The sequence below is a fragment of the Agrobacterium leguminum genome, assembly GCF_005144435.2.
GTDB lineage: Bacteria > Pseudomonadota > Alphaproteobacteria > Rhizobiales > Rhizobiaceae > Agrobacterium > Agrobacterium leguminum.
The window spans coordinates 1,900,426-1,916,892 of record NZ_CP120211.1 but is presented as its reverse complement, the minus strand read 5'-3'; the positions used below and the strand labels follow the sequence as shown (position 1 = coordinate 1,916,892).

The 16,467-nt window shown below is 59.7% G+C and carries 19 protein-coding genes; 8 read left to right on the top strand and 11 right to left on the bottom strand.

Annotated elements, in window-relative coordinates; all coding sequences use genetic code 11:
* The first annotated feature begins 204 nt into the window (after positions 1-204).
* The 3 genes from CFBP4996_RS09395 to CFBP4996_RS09385 are packed head-to-tail and all read left to right on the top strand — an operon-like array spanning position 205 to position 1,878.
* Positions 205-705 carry a type III secretion system chaperone family protein gene (locus CFBP4996_RS09395; RefSeq protein WP_003522870.1) on the top strand — a complete coding sequence of 167 codons (501 nt, stop codon included), beginning with the start codon at positions 205-207 and terminating at the stop codon, positions 703-705.
* A 1-nt stretch (position 706) separates the two neighbouring features.
* Entirely contained in the window at positions 707-1,525 is an 819-nt protein-coding gene (proC, locus tag CFBP4996_RS09390; RefSeq protein WP_080851243.1) for a pyrroline-5-carboxylate reductase, read from the top strand.
* An 11-nt stretch (positions 1,526-1,536) separates the two neighbouring features.
* Positions 1,537-1,878: a tRNA-binding protein gene (locus CFBP4996_RS09385; protein WP_003522868.1), complete on the top strand. Its 342-nt coding sequence runs from the start codon at positions 1,537-1,539 to the stop codon at positions 1,876-1,878.
* Positions 1,879-2,050: 172 nt separating this feature from the next.
* Here CFBP4996_RS09385 and CFBP4996_RS09380 read toward each other — a convergent pair whose 3' ends face one another.
* The 4 genes from CFBP4996_RS09380 to CFBP4996_RS09365 all read right to left on the bottom strand — a co-directional run bounded on the left by CFBP4996_RS09380 (position 2,051) and on the right by CFBP4996_RS09365 (position 5,525).
* Positions 2,051-3,430 carry an ATP-binding protein gene (locus CFBP4996_RS09380; protein WP_080851245.1) on the bottom strand — a complete coding sequence of 460 codons (1,380 nt, stop codon included), beginning with the start codon at positions 3,428-3,430 and terminating at the stop codon, positions 2,051-2,053.
* Positions 3,431-3,461: 31 nt separating this feature from the next.
* Entirely contained in the window at positions 3,462-4,175 is a 714-nt protein-coding gene (locus CFBP4996_RS09375) for a response regulator (RefSeq protein ID WP_003522866.1), read from the bottom strand.
* Between the two features lie 2 nt (positions 4,176-4,177).
* The gene (locus CFBP4996_RS09370; protein WP_031234081.1) at positions 4,178-4,684 is read right to left on the bottom strand and encodes a MarR family winged helix-turn-helix transcriptional regulator; all 507 of its coding nucleotides are present in this window, start codon (positions 4,682-4,684) and stop codon (positions 4,178-4,180) included.
* 241 nt (positions 4,685-4,925) lie between these two features.
* Positions 4,926-5,525, bottom strand: coding sequence for a DUF1236 domain-containing protein (locus CFBP4996_RS09365; RefSeq protein ID WP_080851248.1), 600 nt, complete (start codon positions 5,523-5,525; stop codon positions 4,926-4,928).
* Between the two features lie 231 nt (positions 5,526-5,756).
* Between CFBP4996_RS09365 and CFBP4996_RS09360 the strand changes: the two genes are divergently transcribed.
* Positions 5,757-6,401, top strand: a complete 645-nt coding sequence (locus tag CFBP4996_RS09360) for an MBL fold metallo-hydrolase (RefSeq protein WP_080851250.1) — start codon at positions 5,757-5,759, stop codon at positions 6,399-6,401.
* A gap of 116 nt (positions 6,402-6,517) precedes the next feature.
* Here CFBP4996_RS09360 and CFBP4996_RS09355 read toward each other — a convergent pair whose 3' ends face one another.
* The 4 genes from CFBP4996_RS09355 to CFBP4996_RS09340 form a co-directional block, all read right to left on the bottom strand.
* Positions 6,518-6,733 carry a cold-shock protein gene (locus tag CFBP4996_RS09355; RefSeq protein ID WP_003494703.1) on the bottom strand — a complete coding sequence of 72 codons (216 nt, stop codon included), beginning with the start codon at positions 6,731-6,733 and terminating at the stop codon, positions 6,518-6,520.
* A gap of 444 nt (positions 6,734-7,177) precedes the next feature.
* Entirely contained in the window at positions 7,178-8,080 is a 903-nt protein-coding gene (locus tag CFBP4996_RS09350) for a DMT family transporter (protein WP_035263654.1), read from the bottom strand.
* Positions 8,081-8,230: 150 nt separating this feature from the next.
* Positions 8,231-8,542 carry a hypothetical protein gene (locus tag CFBP4996_RS09345; protein ID WP_080851252.1) on the bottom strand — a complete coding sequence of 104 codons (312 nt, stop codon included), beginning with the start codon at positions 8,540-8,542 and terminating at the stop codon, positions 8,231-8,233.
* Positions 8,543-8,688: 146 nt separating this feature from the next.
* Positions 8,689-9,615 carry an EAL domain-containing protein gene (locus CFBP4996_RS09340; protein WP_059757465.1) on the bottom strand — a complete coding sequence of 309 codons (927 nt, stop codon included), beginning with the start codon at positions 9,613-9,615 and terminating at the stop codon, positions 8,689-8,691.
* Positions 9,616-9,826: 211 nt separating this feature from the next.
* Here CFBP4996_RS09340 and CFBP4996_RS09335 point away from each other — a divergent pair, with 211 nt between their 5' ends.
* Positions 9,827-11,029, top strand: coding sequence for a pyridoxal phosphate-dependent aminotransferase (locus CFBP4996_RS09335; RefSeq protein ID WP_003522859.1), 1,203 nt, complete (start codon positions 9,827-9,829; stop codon positions 11,027-11,029).
* Between the two features lie 58 nt (positions 11,030-11,087).
* Here the strand turns inward: CFBP4996_RS09335 and CFBP4996_RS09330 are convergent, their stop codons facing one another.
* Positions 11,088-12,194 (bottom strand): calcium:cation antiporter, encoded by a 1,107-nt coding sequence (locus CFBP4996_RS09330; RefSeq protein ID WP_059757467.1) that lies wholly within the window; start codon positions 12,192-12,194, stop codon positions 11,088-11,090.
* Positions 12,195-12,388: 194 nt separating this feature from the next.
* Between CFBP4996_RS09330 and CFBP4996_RS09325 the strand changes: the two genes are divergently transcribed.
* Complete coding sequence (locus CFBP4996_RS09325) at positions 12,389-12,655, top strand: DUF2188 domain-containing protein (protein ID WP_003522857.1); 267 nt, start codon at positions 12,389-12,391, stop codon at positions 12,653-12,655.
* A gap of 109 nt (positions 12,656-12,764) precedes the next feature.
* Here the strand turns inward: CFBP4996_RS09325 and CFBP4996_RS09320 are convergent, their stop codons facing one another.
* On the bottom strand, positions 12,765-13,709 hold the full coding sequence (locus CFBP4996_RS09320; RefSeq protein WP_031234110.1) for a LysR family transcriptional regulator: 945 nt from the start codon (positions 13,707-13,709) through the stop codon (positions 12,765-12,767).
* 89 nt (positions 13,710-13,798) lie between these two features.
* Between CFBP4996_RS09320 and CFBP4996_RS09315 the strand changes: the two genes are divergently transcribed.
* A complete protein-coding gene (locus CFBP4996_RS09315) occupies positions 13,799-14,836 on the top strand; it encodes an NAD-dependent epimerase/dehydratase family protein (protein ID WP_080851254.1) in 1,038 nt (345 codons plus the stop codon).
* Positions 14,836-15,225, top strand: a complete 390-nt coding sequence (locus CFBP4996_RS09310; protein ID WP_080851255.1) for a DUF6220 domain-containing protein — start codon at positions 14,836-14,838, stop codon at positions 15,223-15,225. Before CFBP4996_RS09315 ends, CFBP4996_RS09310 begins: the two co-directional genes overlap by 1 nt.
* 53 nt (positions 15,226-15,278) lie before the next feature.
* On the opposite strand, the gene CFBP4996_RS09305 is transcribed toward CFBP4996_RS09310, so the two are convergent.
* Positions 15,279-16,391 carry an alkene reductase gene (locus CFBP4996_RS09305; RefSeq protein ID WP_003522853.1) on the bottom strand — a complete coding sequence of 371 codons (1,113 nt, stop codon included), beginning with the start codon at positions 16,389-16,391 and terminating at the stop codon, positions 15,279-15,281.
* Positions 16,392-16,467: the final 76 nt, after the last annotated feature.

Below are 16,467 nucleotides of genomic sequence, written 5' to 3'. Positions count from 1 at the left end.
GGCGGGGAAGGGGTGGCAGCAGGACTCGGCCATTATACACTGATTTTAAATGATGATTCGAAAAGACCTGGTAAGCTCCAGACAGGGTGAATGCGTAATTCTGGTGGTGTCGGGCAATCGTCTCAAATGTTTATCCCGGTTTGTATGTGCGTTTTGTGCCCGGCGTTCAAAACAGGACATTCCTACCGGCTGAGAAGGTGCCGCATGAGTCTGATAGAATTTGAAATTGAGCGTCAGTCCAATCCCGTGGACATGATCGAGATCGTCGCCGCCTCGAACGACTGGTCGTTCGAACGTTCAGGCGAAGACGAGATCGCCATGACTGTCGCCGGTCACTGGGCCGACTATCACGTCTCCTTTTCATGGATGGAAGAGTTCGAGGCGCTGCATCTTGCCTGCGCCTTCGACATCAAGGTGCCGGACCAGCGCGTCAACGAAGTCATTCGTCTGCTCTCTCAGGTCAACGGTCAGGTGTTGATGGGGCATTTCGATCTGTGGCGGCAGGAAGATGTGGTGATCTTCCGCCAGTCCCTGCTTCTGGCGGGCGGTGCCGAACCGAACAACCAGCAGGTGGAAGTGCTGCTTTCCAGCGCGCTGGAGGCCTGCGAACAATATTATCAGGCATTCCAGTTCGTCGTCTGGTCGGGGCTGGATGCGAAAAGTGCAATCGAAGCGGTCATGTTCGAGACCGTCGGAGAAGCGTAAGATGGTATATAAGGCTTCCGGGCCGCTCGTCCTGGTGGGCGCCGGTAATATGGGCGGCGCTCTGCTTTCAGGCTGGCTGAAAAAGGGCGTGCCGGGATCGCAGGTCATCGTCATCGATCCGCGCCCTTCCGACGCCATGCGGACGACGATTGCGGAAGCCGGAGCCACCCATAGCGAAAGCGTGCCCGAGGGCGTGAAGGCCGGTATTCTTTTCGTGGCGGTGAAGCCGCAGATGATGGAAGCCGTGCTGCCCTCACTGAAACCCCTGCTGGGCCCGCATACGGTCGTCGTTTCGATTGCTGCGGGCACCACCATCGGCACGTTCGTTTCGCATTTCGGCAAGGTTGCCGCCGTGCGGGCCATGCCCAATACGCCGGCCATGGTCGGCCGTGGCGTCACGGGGGCCTATGCCAACGAGCTTGTGACGCCGGAGCTTAAAACGGTGGTGGACGGGCTGCTGAAAGTCAGCGGCCCGGTCGAATGGGTGGATGCCGAAAGCGATATCGACGCGGTGACCGCGGTTTCGGGAAGCGGTCCGGCCTATGTCTTCTATCTGGTGGAATGCATGGCCGAAGCCGGCCGCAAGGCCGGTCTGCCGGCGGATGTGGCCATGCGTCTGGCGCGCGAAACCGTGGCCGGCGCCGGCGAGCTGTTGCATCAGTCCTCCGACGAGGCGGCGCGCCTGCGCCAGAATGTCACCTCGCCGGGCGGCACCACGGCTGCGGCGCTGTCCGTTCTGATGGCCGAAGACGGCATGCAGCCCCTGTTCGACAGGGCGGTCGCTGCCGCAAAAACCCGCGCCGAAGAGCTGGCGGGTTGAAGGGGCGGGCCATGAGCGGTGAAATTTCCTATGCCGATTTCGAGAAGGTCGATATCCGCGTCGGCACCATCATCGAAGCCGAGCCTTTTCCCGAAGCGCGCAAGCCTGCCTTCAAGGTGAAGATCGATTTCGGGCCGGAGATCGGCGTCAAGAAATCCTCGGCGCAGATCACGGTGCATTATACGCTGGAAAGCCTTGTTGGCCGGCAGGTTCTGGGCGTGGTGAATTTTCCGCCGCGCCAGATCGGCCCTTTCCGGTCCGAGGTCCTGACGCTCGGTTTTGCCGATGCCAATGGCGATATCGTGCTTGCCGCCGTCGAGCGGCCGGTGCCGAACGGCGAGAAAATGTGCTGATGGAATACGACGGCTCAGTGCCGATGTGACGGAAACCGCAAGTCCATGGCACACTTTTCTATCCGGTGCTCTAGAGCATTTCCAGGAAAAGTGGAGCCCGGTTTTCCGTACGGAAATGCGCCGAAACAAGGAGTTAGAGTGTTTGCGCGATTCGAAGAAAAGCGAAAAAACTCTAAGCCGGAATTTTGACGATTACCCGCAATCCGCCCATCGGGCTTTCATCGAGCGTCACATCGCCGCCGTGGCTGCGGGCGATGTCGCGGACGATGGAAAGGCCAAGGCCGGTGCCCGAAGCATTGAGGTTGCGCGCCTCGTCCAGCCGGAAGAACGGCTTGAACACATCCTCGCGTGAGTGCTCCGGAATGCCCGGCCCGTCATCGTCAAATGTCATGATGATGGAACGCGGCGCCTTGCGGATATCGATGTGGAGATTGCCGGCGTAGCGCCGTGCATTTTCTGCCAGATTGGCGACGAGCCGGGATAGCGCGTTCGGCCGCGCGATGATCCGCTCGATATTATAAAGCTCGTAGCTGAATTTTTTGCCGTGCAGCTCGAAATCATGGCCGATTTTTTCGAGAAGGGCCGGAAGCTCCAGCGTGCCGACGTCCTCTTCGACATCGGTACGGGCGAAGGTCAGATAGGCCTCCAGCATCGACTGCATGTCCTCGACATCCTTGTCGAGCCCCTCAAGGTCGGGATTGTCGCCCGCGAGCGCCAGTTGCAGCTTGAAGCGGGTGAGGATCGTGCGCAGGTCGTGGCTGACGCCGTTCAGCATGGCGGTGCGCTGCTCCATCTGCCGCTCGATACGCTCGCGCATCAGGATGAAGGCGAGGCCGGCGCGCCGCACCTCGTCTGCGCCGCGCGGGGAATAGCCGCTGATCTTCTGGCCCTTGCCGAAATTTTCTGCCGCCTTGGCGAGCGCTTCGATGGGTTTGATCTGCCCGCGCAGGAAGAGGATGGAGATGGCGATCAGCACCAGCGACGCCCCGACCATCCAGACAAGGAAGATATGGGTGTTGGAAGCATAGGCCGAACTGCGGCGGGTGAAGACGCGCAGGGTCTTGTCTTCGAGCTGGATGCGGATTTCCACCAGCGAGCCGTTGCCATAGGTATCGATCCAGAACGGCCTGCCGATCTGCTGTGTCAGCTGATCGGCGAGGATCCTGTCGAGGATCGAAAACAGCGGCTCCGGTCTCGGGGCCGGCAAGTCTGTCTTCGGTTCGATATAGACGCTGAGATCCAGCTTGTCGCGGGCGATGCGGATGACGCGCTGATAGTCGTCTTCCTCCGGGTCCGTCTGCAGCAGCTCGATAATCGCGGCGATATCGCGCGTTACGGCGGCGGAGAGGCGTTCCGTCACGAGCTGCCAGTGGCGTTCCATGAAGACGGCCGCGACCACGCCCTGAAGCAGGATCATCGGCAGGATGATGATGAGCAGCGAACGGGTGTAGAGGCCGGTTGGCAGCCAGTGGCGCAGCCATCTGCCCGACATGCGCCAGGCCTTGGCCGCGCCGCTGTTTCTGACCGTGCTGAGAAAATCGAGGCTCGCCATGGCCGTGCGTTCGCCCTTCGTTGGGTGCTCGTCAGTCCACGCTCAGGCGGTAACCGATGCCGCGCACCGTTTGCAGATAAACAGGATTGGCAGGGTCGTCCTCGATCTTACGGCGAAGACGGTTGATCTGCACGTCGATGGTTCTTTCGCCCACTTCCGATTCCGCTTCCACCAGCTCGTGGCGGGGAATGGTATCGCCGGCGCGCAACGCAAAAAGCAGCATGATCTCCTGCTCGCGATCCGTCAGGCGGATCGTTTCGGGACCGCGCCGCAATTCCTTTTTGGGGATGGAGAAGCTGTAGGGGCCGAACATGATCTGTTCGATCTTGGGCGTATCGGGCGAGGTATTGCGCCGCAGGATATTGTTGATGCGAAGGACGAGCTCGCGCGGGTCGAAGGGTTTGGCGAGATAATCGTCCGCACCCGCTTCCAGCCCGGCGATACGCGAATCCGCTTCCGAGCGGGCGGTCAGAAGGATGACCGGCACGGATTTGTCCTCGTTCAGCGAGCGGGTCAGAGAAAGTCCGTTTTCGCCCGGCATCATCACGTCGAGGATGAGCAGGTCGAAACGGATGCCCACCATTTTGCGCCGGGCTTCGGCGGCATCGGCCGCCACGGAGATGCGATAGCCCTTGTCGCCCAGAAAGCGCTGCAGGAGATCGCGGATGCGGGCATCGTCGTCGACGATCAGGAGATGGGCCGCATCGTCATCCGCCGGTGGACGTTTTGTCGGTGCTGTCGCCATCGTCACTCGTCCTCCACGGTGGTCGTCGTCGTCGGGCTGCGCATCTGCGCCAGGAATTTGCGCACGCAGGCGCGGGCGTCCGGCCCGAGACCTTCCAGCGCGCGGTCGATGCGGCGCGATTGCGGCTCGCTCAGCGCCAGCGCCAGTTCGCGGCCCGTCAGCGTGGGGTAAAGCCTGCGCTGGCGGCGGTCTTCCGGGCCCGCCATCTGGCGGATGTAACCGTCGTCGATCAATTGCTTCAGCACACGGGCAAGACTCTGCTTGGTGATCTGCAGCGTATCGAGCAGATCCGCCACCGTCATGCCCGGCTGCCGGCTGACGAAATAGACCACCCGGTGATGCGCCCGCCCATATTCCAGTTTCGACAGAATGACATCTGGATCGGAGACGAAATCGCGATAGGCGAAAAACAGCGCCTCGATCGTATCGAAGTCGATCTTGCCGTCGTCAACCTTCGGGAGTGCCGGTGTCTGCCTGGCGGCTGCGGTTTTGAGCGATTGCGGTGGCACTGCGGTTCCTTCATATTCTGCGGCTGTCTGATCATAGGCTGACAGGCGTCGATGCGCCAATATTCTGTAAACATAGCCGAAAATGCGTCCGCTCGGGAGAATGCCGCGATCATTTTCTGTTGCGGTGGATAATATGGCGCGGGTGCGGGTGCAACTGGAATCCTGAGTGACCTTTACCGGAAATAGAAAAGAGCGCGGAAACTCCGCGCTCTTCATCCGTCTCTTGATGTCCGCCGTGCGTTTACTGATAGACGTAAACAATCCGTCGCGTCGAAGGTTCGACCAGGACCGGCACGTCGTTCACCTGGACATAACGATATTGATAGTCCGGAATTTCAACGAGACGCGTATCCGACGGCAGCACATTACCGACGGCTATGTCGCCGTCATAGGTGACGGTGTCTGCGGGATGTTCGTCAATATAGGTCATCACCGATTGCGGTGGATCGACTTCGCCGACGCGGCCGAGGTTCGGATCGCCGGGATTGGGTTCTGCCTGCACGCTCGAGGTCGTTTCATAGGTCACGACCGGCACGCTGAGTTCCGAGCGGCGCTGTTCGAGAATGACCGGAGAGCCCTCATACATGACATTCAGATAATCGGCATGGGCCCAGCCGCGCAGGCCGTTGACTTCGATCCGGCACCAGCTGCTGCCTTCCATGCAGCCATCCAGAACCGCATTGCTGCCGCGGGTGGCCAGCCCCACTTCGGGATAGTCTTCACCGGGGCCTGAGCGAACGGAAATATCCGATGCGGTGGTGGCGACCATGGCGGCGTTCGCGAAACCGGCCATCAAGGCGAAGGCGCCGCCAGCGATCAGCATTTTAAGCGTCTTGTCCATGTGTCTCACTCCTTTCAAGACTGGAGCTAGAACGTCGCAACCATCGGGGCGTTCCACATTTTTTGCCGGCAATTCCCGCCATCCGCCGAAGATTTATTGCTATCTCACTGTTTCTAATTCGATTTTTAGACTGCTTCAGTCGCCGGAAGTCGGCGTCTTTTCCGCCGCCATTGTGCCGCCACCGGTCGCGGGCTATAGGAGGCAGGAGCTTTCAGACAGGAGACACAGGATATGGGAAAATTGCAGGCGGGCATTATTCCGGTCACGCCATTCGAGCAGAATTGCACCATCCTGTTCGATCAGGACACCAAGGAGGGCGTCGTCGTCGATCCCGGCGGGGATGTGGACGTCATTCTCCAGGTCGTGTCTGAAAACGGCATCGCGCTGAAGGAAATCTGGCTGACGCATGGGCATCTGGATCATGCCGGTGGCGCGGATGAACTGCGTGAAAAGCTGTCGCTGCCGGTCATCGGGCCGCATGAGGACGACCGGCCCTTGCTCGAAAGAATTGAGGCGCAGGCCGAAAAATACGGCATTAGCGGTCTTCGGAACGTCGCGCCCGACAAATGGCTCAAGGACGGCGACAGGGTATCCTTCGGGGATCACGTCTTCGAAGTCTATCATTGCCCGGGACATGCGCCCGGCCACGTCATATATTACAACCGCGACCAGAACTTCGCCCATGTCGGCGATGTGCTGTTTTCGGGATCGGTGGGGCGCACGGACCTGCCGGGCGGAAACCACGAGCAATTGATGGCGTCCATTCGCGACAAGCTTTTGCCGCTGGGTGACGATGTCGGTTTCATCTGCGGCCATGGTCCGGGTGGACGGCTGGGCGAAGAACGGCTCACCAACCCCTATCTCAAGGGGCTCTGAGTGCCGGCCCATTAGAGTTTTCCACTTTTCCTGGAAATGCTCTAAGGCCTGCAGGACGCACAAAAAAACCCGGCATTCCTGCCGGGCTTCAACTAGAAAAGAAAGCCGTTTTAGGGTTAGCCAGCAATCTGCAGATTGACTGCCTTCGGCCCCTTGCCGCGACGATCCGGTTCCGTGTCGAAGCTCACTTTCTGATTTTCTGAAAGTCCGGACAGGCCAGAAGCCTGTACGGCAGAGATGTGAACAAAGATATCAGCGCCACCATTGTCTGGCTTGATGAAGCCGAAGCCTTTGTCTGTATTGAAGAATTTTACGGTGCCAGTTTCGGCCATGCATCAGGTCCTTTTCGCTCTGCCCGCGTTCAGCTACAGGCAGCATTACAGTTTTGCCCCGCGTGGGCGTTGGCAGGCAGTTTTTGACTATTGAGAAAATGGACCTTCGCAGCGGGAAGTAATGGCGTTCTCATCCAACGTTTTTCGTCCCACCGCCCGAGGTTTATAGCGTCCCCAGTGCGCAAAATTATAGGCCTTCCCATGCTCGCAAATTGCCCGAACCGCGGTAGAGTGATGCGTTTATCGAAAATTGGCAAGCAAAAGTTTTCACGGGCTTTTTGTCAGATAAAAAACCTGCGGTAGAATAACATCGCGCAATCGCATATTTTTTCCGCAGAAGCGACAATTGATGAAATAATTGCCGTTTGCCGCAGGATTTCACGGCAAAATTTGAATGCCCTATCTGGATTTATGGCTGAACGAGAAAAATAAGTTCTTTTTGCGTCAGGCCGCTCCAGCCATGGATTTTTGCCGTTTGCGCGTCAGTTCCGGCACCAGTTCCACGATCAGGATCGCGACGAATATGATCAGGCAGCCGATATAGCCGGCGCTTGAAATGGTTTCCTTCAGGAACACCGAAGCCAGCAAAGCGCCGAAAAGCGCTTCCGAAGACAGGAATATCGCGGCCTGCGGGGCGGTGGTGTAACGCTGGCCGATGACCTGCAGCACGAAGGCGAGGCCGGAGGAGACGAGGCCGACATAGAGGATTTCCGCCAGCGACGCCTCGATGGAGGCCATGCTGATCGGTTCGAACACGACACCGATCATGCAACTAAGAAGGGAGCAAACGGCGAACTGGGTGCAGGAAAGCGCCAGCGGCCTTCCGCTTTCGGAGACGAAGCGCCCGGCCAGCGTGATCTGGATCGCCCAGAAGAAGGCGCAGATGATGCTGAGAATATCGCCGGTGGTCAGCGCCTCGAAGGCGCCGCCGGAGAGCAGGAATATGCCGCCCAGCATCATCAGCGCGCATGGCCAGACGATCCAGTGGGGATGACGGCGGTAAAGCACGACGGCGATCACGGGTACGAAGATGACGTAAAGCCCGGTCAGGAAGCTGGAATTGGTGACGGTCGTGGTCAGGAGCCCGACCTGCTGGGTGGTGGCGCCGCCGAACAGGGCCAGACCCACGAGGATGAAGCTGCCGATTTCGCGCCGGCGCGGCGGCGATTTCAGCGACCGTGTTTCCATGAGCGCGAAGGGCAGCACGGCGATGGCGGCGATGGCGAAACGCAGGCCGACGAACCAGAACGGGCCGATGGAGGCCATGGCGGAGGATTGCGCGACGAAGCCGCCTCCCCAGATTGCTGCGGCGAGCAGAAGCAGCATATTGGCCTGAATACGCGTCATTGTTGGCACCAGCACGGCAGGGCCGGAAGATCATTCAGTCGCGGCCGTGGCAAACAGGGGATTTTTGAAATATCGATCCGCGATGCGGATGACTGTTTCCGGGTGCTTTAGCAGCAACCTGCCGATGCCGCAAGTCGAGGGGAGGGCCGCTTATTTGTAGCGGCGGGCCTCGTCCTTCAGGCTGCGCCGGGTGAGCGTCAGGCCGCCAATGCCGAGGCCGATGAAGGCCGCGGCCGAAAGGACGATGAGCAGGATGTGGGGACCCGCTTTCGTCGTCGTCGCCACCTGCGGGATGGCGGATGTATGCAGCGTATCGACCGCCTGGGAAGCCGCATTGGCTGAGGTTGCGATGCCGGCGGCCATGGTGACGATGACAAGAAAAGCCGCAACGGCCATCCAGAGGGAAAACAGCGTTCTCTGCGCCCTTAACCTTTCAACGGAAGTCCGATCGTTGGTAAACATGGCTGTCGCCTCTTGTCCCTGTTCTTAAAGGATAAAAGAGGCTTCGAAATGGACGGCTTGGAGACCGAATTCTGGCGTTCCGCGGTATTTATTGCGGCAATATTGTGGCAAAGCCGGTTAGGAGAGCCGTTTGGCCGGATTTGGCGTCAGAGGCCGCGTTTTCCGAAGGTTCGAGTCTGGCGCAGCGGGTGCGGATCGGCGGGGCGTTCTTCCCGGAAAAATGCCGGTGGCGCAGGGCCTCTTTCCGCCCTTGACGGGGCGAAATATTCACTGCCGAGTTCCGGGAAACGTGTGTCGAAACTGGTCGGGGCAAGTTCTGGCTTTGCCAGCACGTAACCCTGCATCAACAGGACGCCGAGTTCCTCGCAAAGATCGACCTGCCACGCGGCTTCCAGCCCTTCGAAGACCGGCTCTATGCCATCGGCGCGAAACTGGCTGACGATGACGCGCAGAAGGGCAGCACCCGCCGAATTCTGCATGAAATCGCGCACCCAGCCGGCTTCGAATTTCACATAGTCCGGCTTGATGAGCTTCACCCGGTCGATGTCGGAATCGCCGGCGCCATAGTCATCGAGCGCCACGCGAAAGCCGATATCGTGCATGTGGTAGGCGAAGTCAGCGACCATCTGTGTGTCGGAGGCTTTTTTCTCGGAGATTTCGCAGACGATGCGATCCGCCGTCATGCCGGCCTCGTGGGCGGCAAGACGCATGCGCTCCACTTCCTGGCGCATCTTGGCCGGCGTCTGGAACAGGCCCGGATGGAAGTTGACGAAGATGCGGGCGCGGGACCGGTTGAGCCTACCGGTGTTGAGAATGTGGATCGTGCGCAGGATGCTGTCGATATTTTCGATATCTTCCGGCGCGACCAGCGAGAAAAATTCGCCCGGCGTCACCGGCTCGCCATTGCGATGGGGACGCACCAAACCCTCGAAGGAATCGATGTCGAGAATACCGCTCGCCGTGCGGCGGAAAATGGGCTGCAGGGCCGATTTCAGGTTGAAGGTGCTATAGGCCGTGGACCATGTGCCATCGACCTCGCGGACAAGACTGGAAAAGATGCTTTTGAGCGCCATTTTTCAACCAGCTATAGAGACACGACCTCTAGGCTCGCGAATGTAGCGTATCAAGCGTTACTTCCGGGTTAAGGAAGGTTTAAATTCTGCGATGCAGCACATAAGCCGGCTTTTGACCTTGAAAGAAGGCCTGTCTTTCGACATAGAAAATGCCGCAGATGACAAGTTTTCCAACCTCTGCTGATGTCAACCCCAATAGGACCGATTAAAAATGGCCTTCCTTGCCGACATTCTCTCCCGCGTAAAGCCATCCGCCACCATCGCCGTTACCCAGAAAGCCCGTGAGCTGAAAGCGAAGGGCCGCGATGTGATCAGCCTTGGCGCCGGCGAGCCGGATTTCGATACGCCCGAAAATATCAAGGAAGCGGCCATCGACGCCATCAAGCGCGGCGAAACGAAATACACGCCGGTTTCGGGTATTCCGGAACTGCGCAAGGCGATTGCCGACAAGTTCAAGCGTGAAAACGGCCTGGACTACAAGCCGGAGCAGACGATTGTCGGCACGGGCGGCAAGCAGATCCTTTTCAACGCCTTCATGGCCACCCTGAACCCGGGCGATGAGGTCATCATTCCGGCGCCTTACTGGGTCAGCTATCCGGAAATGGTGGCGATCTGCGGCGGTACGCCGGTTTTCGTCGACGCCACGCTGGAAGACAATTTCAAGCTGAAGCCGGAAGCGTTGGAAAAGGCGATCACGCCGAAGACCAAGTGGTTCGTGTTCAACTCGCCGTCCAACCCGTCGGGCGCCGCCTATTCGCATGACGAGCTGAAGGCGCTAACCGACGTGCTCGTCAAGCATCCGCATGTCTGGGTGCTGACGGACGACATGTATGAGCACCTGACCTATGGCGATTTCAAATTTGTCACGCCGGTTGAAGTCGAGCCTTCGCTCTATGACCGCACGCTGACGATGAACGGCGTCTCCAAGGCCTATGCCATGACCGGCTGGCGTATCGGTTACGCTGCTGGCCCGCTGCCGCTGATCAAGGCCATGGACATGATCCAGGGCCAGCAGACCTCGGGCGCAAGCTCGATTGCGCAATGGGCCGCTGTCGAAGCCTTGAACGGCACGCAGGATTTCATTCCGGCGAACAAGAAAATCTTCGAAGGCCGCCGCGACCTCGTCGTCTCCATGCTCAACCAGGCGAAGGGCATCAGCTGCCCGGCTCCGGAAGGCGCATTCTACGTTTATCCTTCCTGCGCTGGCCTGATCGGCAAGACCGCGCCGTCGGGCAAGGTCATCGAGACGGATACGGATTTCGTTTCCGAGCTTCTGGAAGCCGAAGGCGTCGCCGTTGTGCAGGGATCGGCTTTCGGCCTCGGCCCGAACTTCCGCATTTCCTACGCCACGTCGGAAGCGCTGCTGGAAGAAGCCTGCAAGCGCATCCAGCGCTTCTGCGCCGATTGCCGCTGATCGGTTGCGATCTCAAATGAAGAAGCCCGGCAGCGATGCCGGGCTTTTTTCGTTTTGGTCAAAGCCCCAGAAACAGCAGCATGATGAAGGTGGCGAAGAGAATGAAATGCGTCATTCCTTCAATCGCGTTGGTCTCGCCGTCATTGAGATTGATGGCGGCGGCGATGAGGGTGATGAAGACCATGACGGTCTGAACCGGCGTCATCGCCATGATGAAAGGCTGGCCGGTATAAAGCGCGATACCTTCCATGACGGGCACGGTGAGGATGACCGTCGACAGCGATGCGCCCATGGCGATATTGACCACGGCCTGCATGCGGTTGCGCAAGGCGGAGCGGAGCGCGGTGAGGATTTCCGGCGATGCCGAGATCGTCGCCACCACCACCGCCATCAGCGCCGGCGGCGCGCTGGTGCCCTCGAGACTTTCGCTTAAGAAGGCCGACATGAATTCCGCCAGCACACCGATCAGCACCACGCCGGCGATGATGAGGCCGATGGAGAGCGATACGCTGCCTTCGTCCTCCTCTTCCGCATGGCCGTCCGATGCCTGCCCGGCCGGATGCGCCTTGCGGGGATAGGCGTAGCTGAAGAAATAGCTGTGCGGGCCGACCTGCATTTTGAGGAACAGGGCATAAAGCGCGATCATCGCGACGATGGTGAAGGCGGAGTAGACATGCCAGCTTTCATTGGGGATGAATTCCGGCACGATCATCGAAATACCCATGGCGGTGAGGATCATCACGCCATAGGTCTTGCCGGAATCGTCATTATAGGGCTGCTCGCCGTGGCGAAGACCGCCGAGCAGCGCCGCGAGACCGAGAATGCCGTTGATGTCGATCATCACGGCGGAATAGATCGTATCCCGCACCAGAGTGGGCGAACTGGATTCGCTCATGATGATGGCGAGGATCAGCACTTCCACCGCAACGGCCGACAGCGTCAGGATCATGGTGCCGTAAGGGTCGCCGACCTTGGTGGCGAGGATTTCGGCGTGATGGGCAACCCGCATCGAGACGAGGACGATGAGTCCGATCAGCGCGACTGCGGCGATAAGCGCCGCCGTTTTTCCGGCTTCGAATATTGCATGTTCGGCCAGATAGGCGACGATTGCCGCCGGTATCGCCAGCAGCAGCATGCGCTCCTGTTTCAGAATAGAACCCGCCATCGATTTCCCTTCCCCCTGATCGGCTCAGGCTGTGACGTATCGTCCCCCAGATCAAGCAGGATTTGCGCTTGAATGCTTTTGGTAGGATAGTGGTGTTGCAGGACATGCTGCTCATGCCGCGGTGTCCCATCGGGTGCAATGCTTGAAACGCGGTTGTGGTTGCCATGTCGCCTACCGAGACAGGAGGACCATGCATGACCAAAGTGGTATATGAAATTGTCGAACATGACGGAGGCTTCGCCTACCGCATGAACGGCGCTTATTCCGAAACATTCCCTTCTTATGCGGATGCCGTCGAAGCTGCGCGCATCGTTGCCGCCGAACAGCAGGTGGGGGGCGATGACGAGGAAATCAGCTATCAGGATGAGAGCGGCCACTGGCATGAAGAATACAGCCAGGGCGGCGACCGGCCGGAAGCCGAGGTGGTCGACAAGACGACGCAGCAGGCCAGACCGTTTTGATCAGCGATCCGTGGATTTCCAGCAAAGCCGGGATCACTTTGCGTATTCCGCCGGTCTCTTTCAGGCAATTGCGGATGTCGGCCCGCGTGGCAACGATGCGGGATCGGCATTAGCGCCGTTTCGGCGGGGCGCCCGGATCGGTTTCTTTAAGATGACCCTTGAGGCCTTCGACGAGGGCGCTGAACACGGCACGACATCGCGGCGAGGTCTTGAGATTTTCATGCATCGCGACCCAGGTGTGGAGCGGGATGTCGATTTTCGGAAGAACCTGAACGAGCCGGGGGTCCTTGCGCGCCAGACCGATCTGACAGACGCCGATGCCTGCACTGGCGCGGATCATGGCAAGCTGGGCGAGATTGCTGTCGGCGCGGATTTCAAAGGAAATTTCCTCAATATCGGGTATCTCCGGATCGAGCGAGCGCATCCGCTGGATGGCGGCCCGGATGAAAGGCGTCTTGCGGTCGAAACCGACCATCCGGTGATGGTTCAGATCTTCCATGCTCTTCGGGGTGCCGGCTCTTGCCAGATAGTCGCGCGTCGCATGAAATCCCAGACGGAAATTGCCGATATAACGCATCACGATTGCATCCTGCTGCGGTTCGGTCATGCGAATGGCGATATCCGCCTCGCGCCTTAAAAGGTCTTCCAGCGTATCGGAGAGCGAAAGCTCGATTTCAAGCCGCGGGTGAACCTCCTGCATGGCCGTGATGATCGGCGGCAACATTTCCACGCCGATGATATCAGATGCGCTGATGCGCACCGTGCCTTCGATCTTGCCGACTTCGCCAGAGGCCGCGCGCATGAGGGCGGCGGTCGTTGCCGCGAGATTTTCCGCATAGGGGCGGAGCGCAAGCGCTGCTTCCGTCGGCATCAACCCGTGCGGCGAGCGGATGAACAGCGGAAAGCCGACGGCCTCTTCCAGCGCGCCGATGTGACGTCCCGCCGTCGGCTGGGTGATGCCAAGCTCGCGGGCGGCGGCGGACAGCGAACCGTCGCTCAGCACGCTGAGGAAGGTGCGATAGAAATCCCAGCTGATGTCACGGTTTCTGGTCATAAGATTTTGTATAGCTGCTCCACTCATTTCGATAATTTCGTATATCGCGGAACGGGGCGATACTCCAGCCCACAACAAGGAGTACGGCGATGATATATGAAAACAACGCAAATACAGCGCGGAATGAACGGCCTCTGGCCCTGATTTTGGGGGTGAATGGCGGTGTCGGCAGCCAGGTCTCCAGAATGCTGCAGCAACGGGGATGGCGGGTGAGGGCGATGACGCGCCAGCGGACGTCAACGGGCGCTACGGATGGTGTCGAACCTGTGACCGGGGACGCCATGAACCGGCAGGATGTGATGGATGCGGCAAAAGGCGTGAGCCTCATCGTCCATGCGGTCAATCCTCCCGGATATCGCAATTGGGAAAGCCAGGTGCTGCCGATGCTCGACAATAGCATCGCCGCCGCCGAGGTCTGCGGGGCGAGGATCGTCTTTCCGGGCAGCGTCTATAATTTCGGCCCGGACGCCTTTCCGCTTCTGACGGAAGACAGCCCGCAAAAGCCGTTCACCCGCAAGGGCGCATTGCGTGTGGAGATGGAGCGGCGGCTGAAAATGGCGTCGATGCGCGGCGTGCCGGTGCTGATCGTCCGCGCCGGGGATTTCTTTGGGCCGGACGCGAGAAACAACTGGTTTTCGCAGATGCTGGTGAAGCCCGGAAAGCCGGTCCGGAGTGTCCAGAATCCCGCCGCACCCCATGCCGGGCATCAATGGGCCTATCTGCCGGATGTCGCCGAGACCATTGGCCGGCTGCTGGACCGCGCAGGCGAGCTTCCGGCTTTCGCCGTCTATCACATGGAAGGTTTTTGGGATTTCGACGGGCTGCAACTGGTTGAGGCCATCGAGCGGGTTGTCGGTCATCCGGTCAAGAGGCGGCAGCTATCCTGGTCGGGCATCAAATTGGCCGCTCCCTTCGTTCCCCTGTTCCGCGAAGTGCTGGAAATGCAATATCTCTGGCAGATGCCGATCCGGATGAGCAATCGCAGGCTGACGGATTTTCTCGGAACGGAACCCAGAACACCGCTCGACATCGCGGTAGCGACGACGCTTGCGAGCCTCGGCTGCCTTGAACAGAGGCCGCAGCCGTCGAGCCTTCCGCATCCGGCCGATGCCGGGGGCAGGGTGTGATGGCCACGGTTGCGAATGGGATGTCGGCCCGGCGTCGCGTGTTTGCCGTGATTTCGGCAAGCGTGCCGGTGCTGATCTTCGCGCAGGTGCTGCTGGCCGGGCTGTCGATCTATTACGATGGATCGCTGCTTTCGCTGCACAAGGGGCTCGGCTTTTTGATCGCCGTTCCGATCCTGTCGCTGGCGGTTCTCGCTTCTCTATATGACGATCTGCGGCCGAACCTTGCCCGCACGCTGGTCCTGCTTGGTCTTTACTGTCTTCAGGTGGCCCTGATGAGCATCGGCCGGGAAACGGGCAATGGCTTCCTGCAGGCGCTGCATGTGCCCAACGCCTTCGTCATGGGTGCGTTTTCCGATTTTGCCGCGCGGCAGGCGCGAAGCCTGCGCTGAAAGAAAACGCCGCACCGCTTTCGGGCAGTGCGGCGTCTTTGCTTTATCCCTTATCAGGCAAGCGCTGGATAGTCGGTGTAACCTTCGGCTCCGCCGCCATAGAAGGTCGGCTGGTTCGGCTCGTTGAGCGGCGCGTCGTTTTTCAGGCGGCGCACCAGATCCGGATTGGCGATGAAGGCCTTGCCGAAGGCCACTGCGTCGACTTTACCGCTTTCAACCGCCTCGATGGCGCTCTCACGGTCGTAGCCATTATTGGCGATCCACAGACCCTTCCCACCGGCATTGCGATAAGCGGCCTTGAAGGCGGCATAATCGAAAGGCTTGTCGCCCTGCTTGAAATCGCGCGGGCCGCCGGTTGCACCTTCAACGACATGGATGAAGGCGAGATTGCGCTTGCCCAGCTGTTCCGCCACGTAATTATAAAGCGGCTGCGGATCGGCCTCGAAAATGTCGTTGGCGGGCGTGACGGGCGAGAGGCGGATGCCGGTGCGGCCTGCGCCGATCTCTTCCGCCACCGCATCGACAACTTCGAGCAGGAAGCGGGCGCGGTTTTCGATAGAGCCGCCATAATCATCCGTGCGCTGGTTGGTGCTGGATTTCAGGAACTGCTCGATCAGGTAGCCATTGGCGGCATGGATTTCGACGCCGTCGAAACCGGCCTCCAGTGCTGCGCGGGCGCCGCTGCGGTAATCCTCGAGGATGAGGCCGATATCGTCGATGGTGAGCGCGCGGGGCTCGGAGGTTTCGGCAAAGGCGCCGGTGCCGTCATCATTGATGATATAGGTCTTCGATTTGGCCGGAATGGCGGAAGGCGCGACCGGCTGGCCGCCATGCGGCTGCAGCGAGGTGTGGGAAATGCGGCCCACATGCCAGATCTGTGCAACGATTTTGCCGCCGGCCGAATGCACGCCATCGGTAACCTGTTTCCAGCCCGCGATTGCTTCCCGCTTGTAGAGGCCGGGAACGTCAGCGTAACCCTGACCCTGCTGGGAAATCGGCGTGCCTTCGGTGACGATCAGCCCGGCCGTGGCGCGCTGCTCGTAATAGGTGGCGTTGAGATTGTTGGGAATGGCGCCCGGCGAACGGTTGCGGGTGAGGGGAGCCATGACGATACGGTTGGCGAGTGCGATATCGCCGGCCTGTGCCGGTTCGAAAAGACTGGTCATGCGACTTCACTTTCTGGTCGGTTGGCGAAATTGCGCGGGGGACGCGCTGTCTTTCTGTCTGGGTGCCGGAATGAAA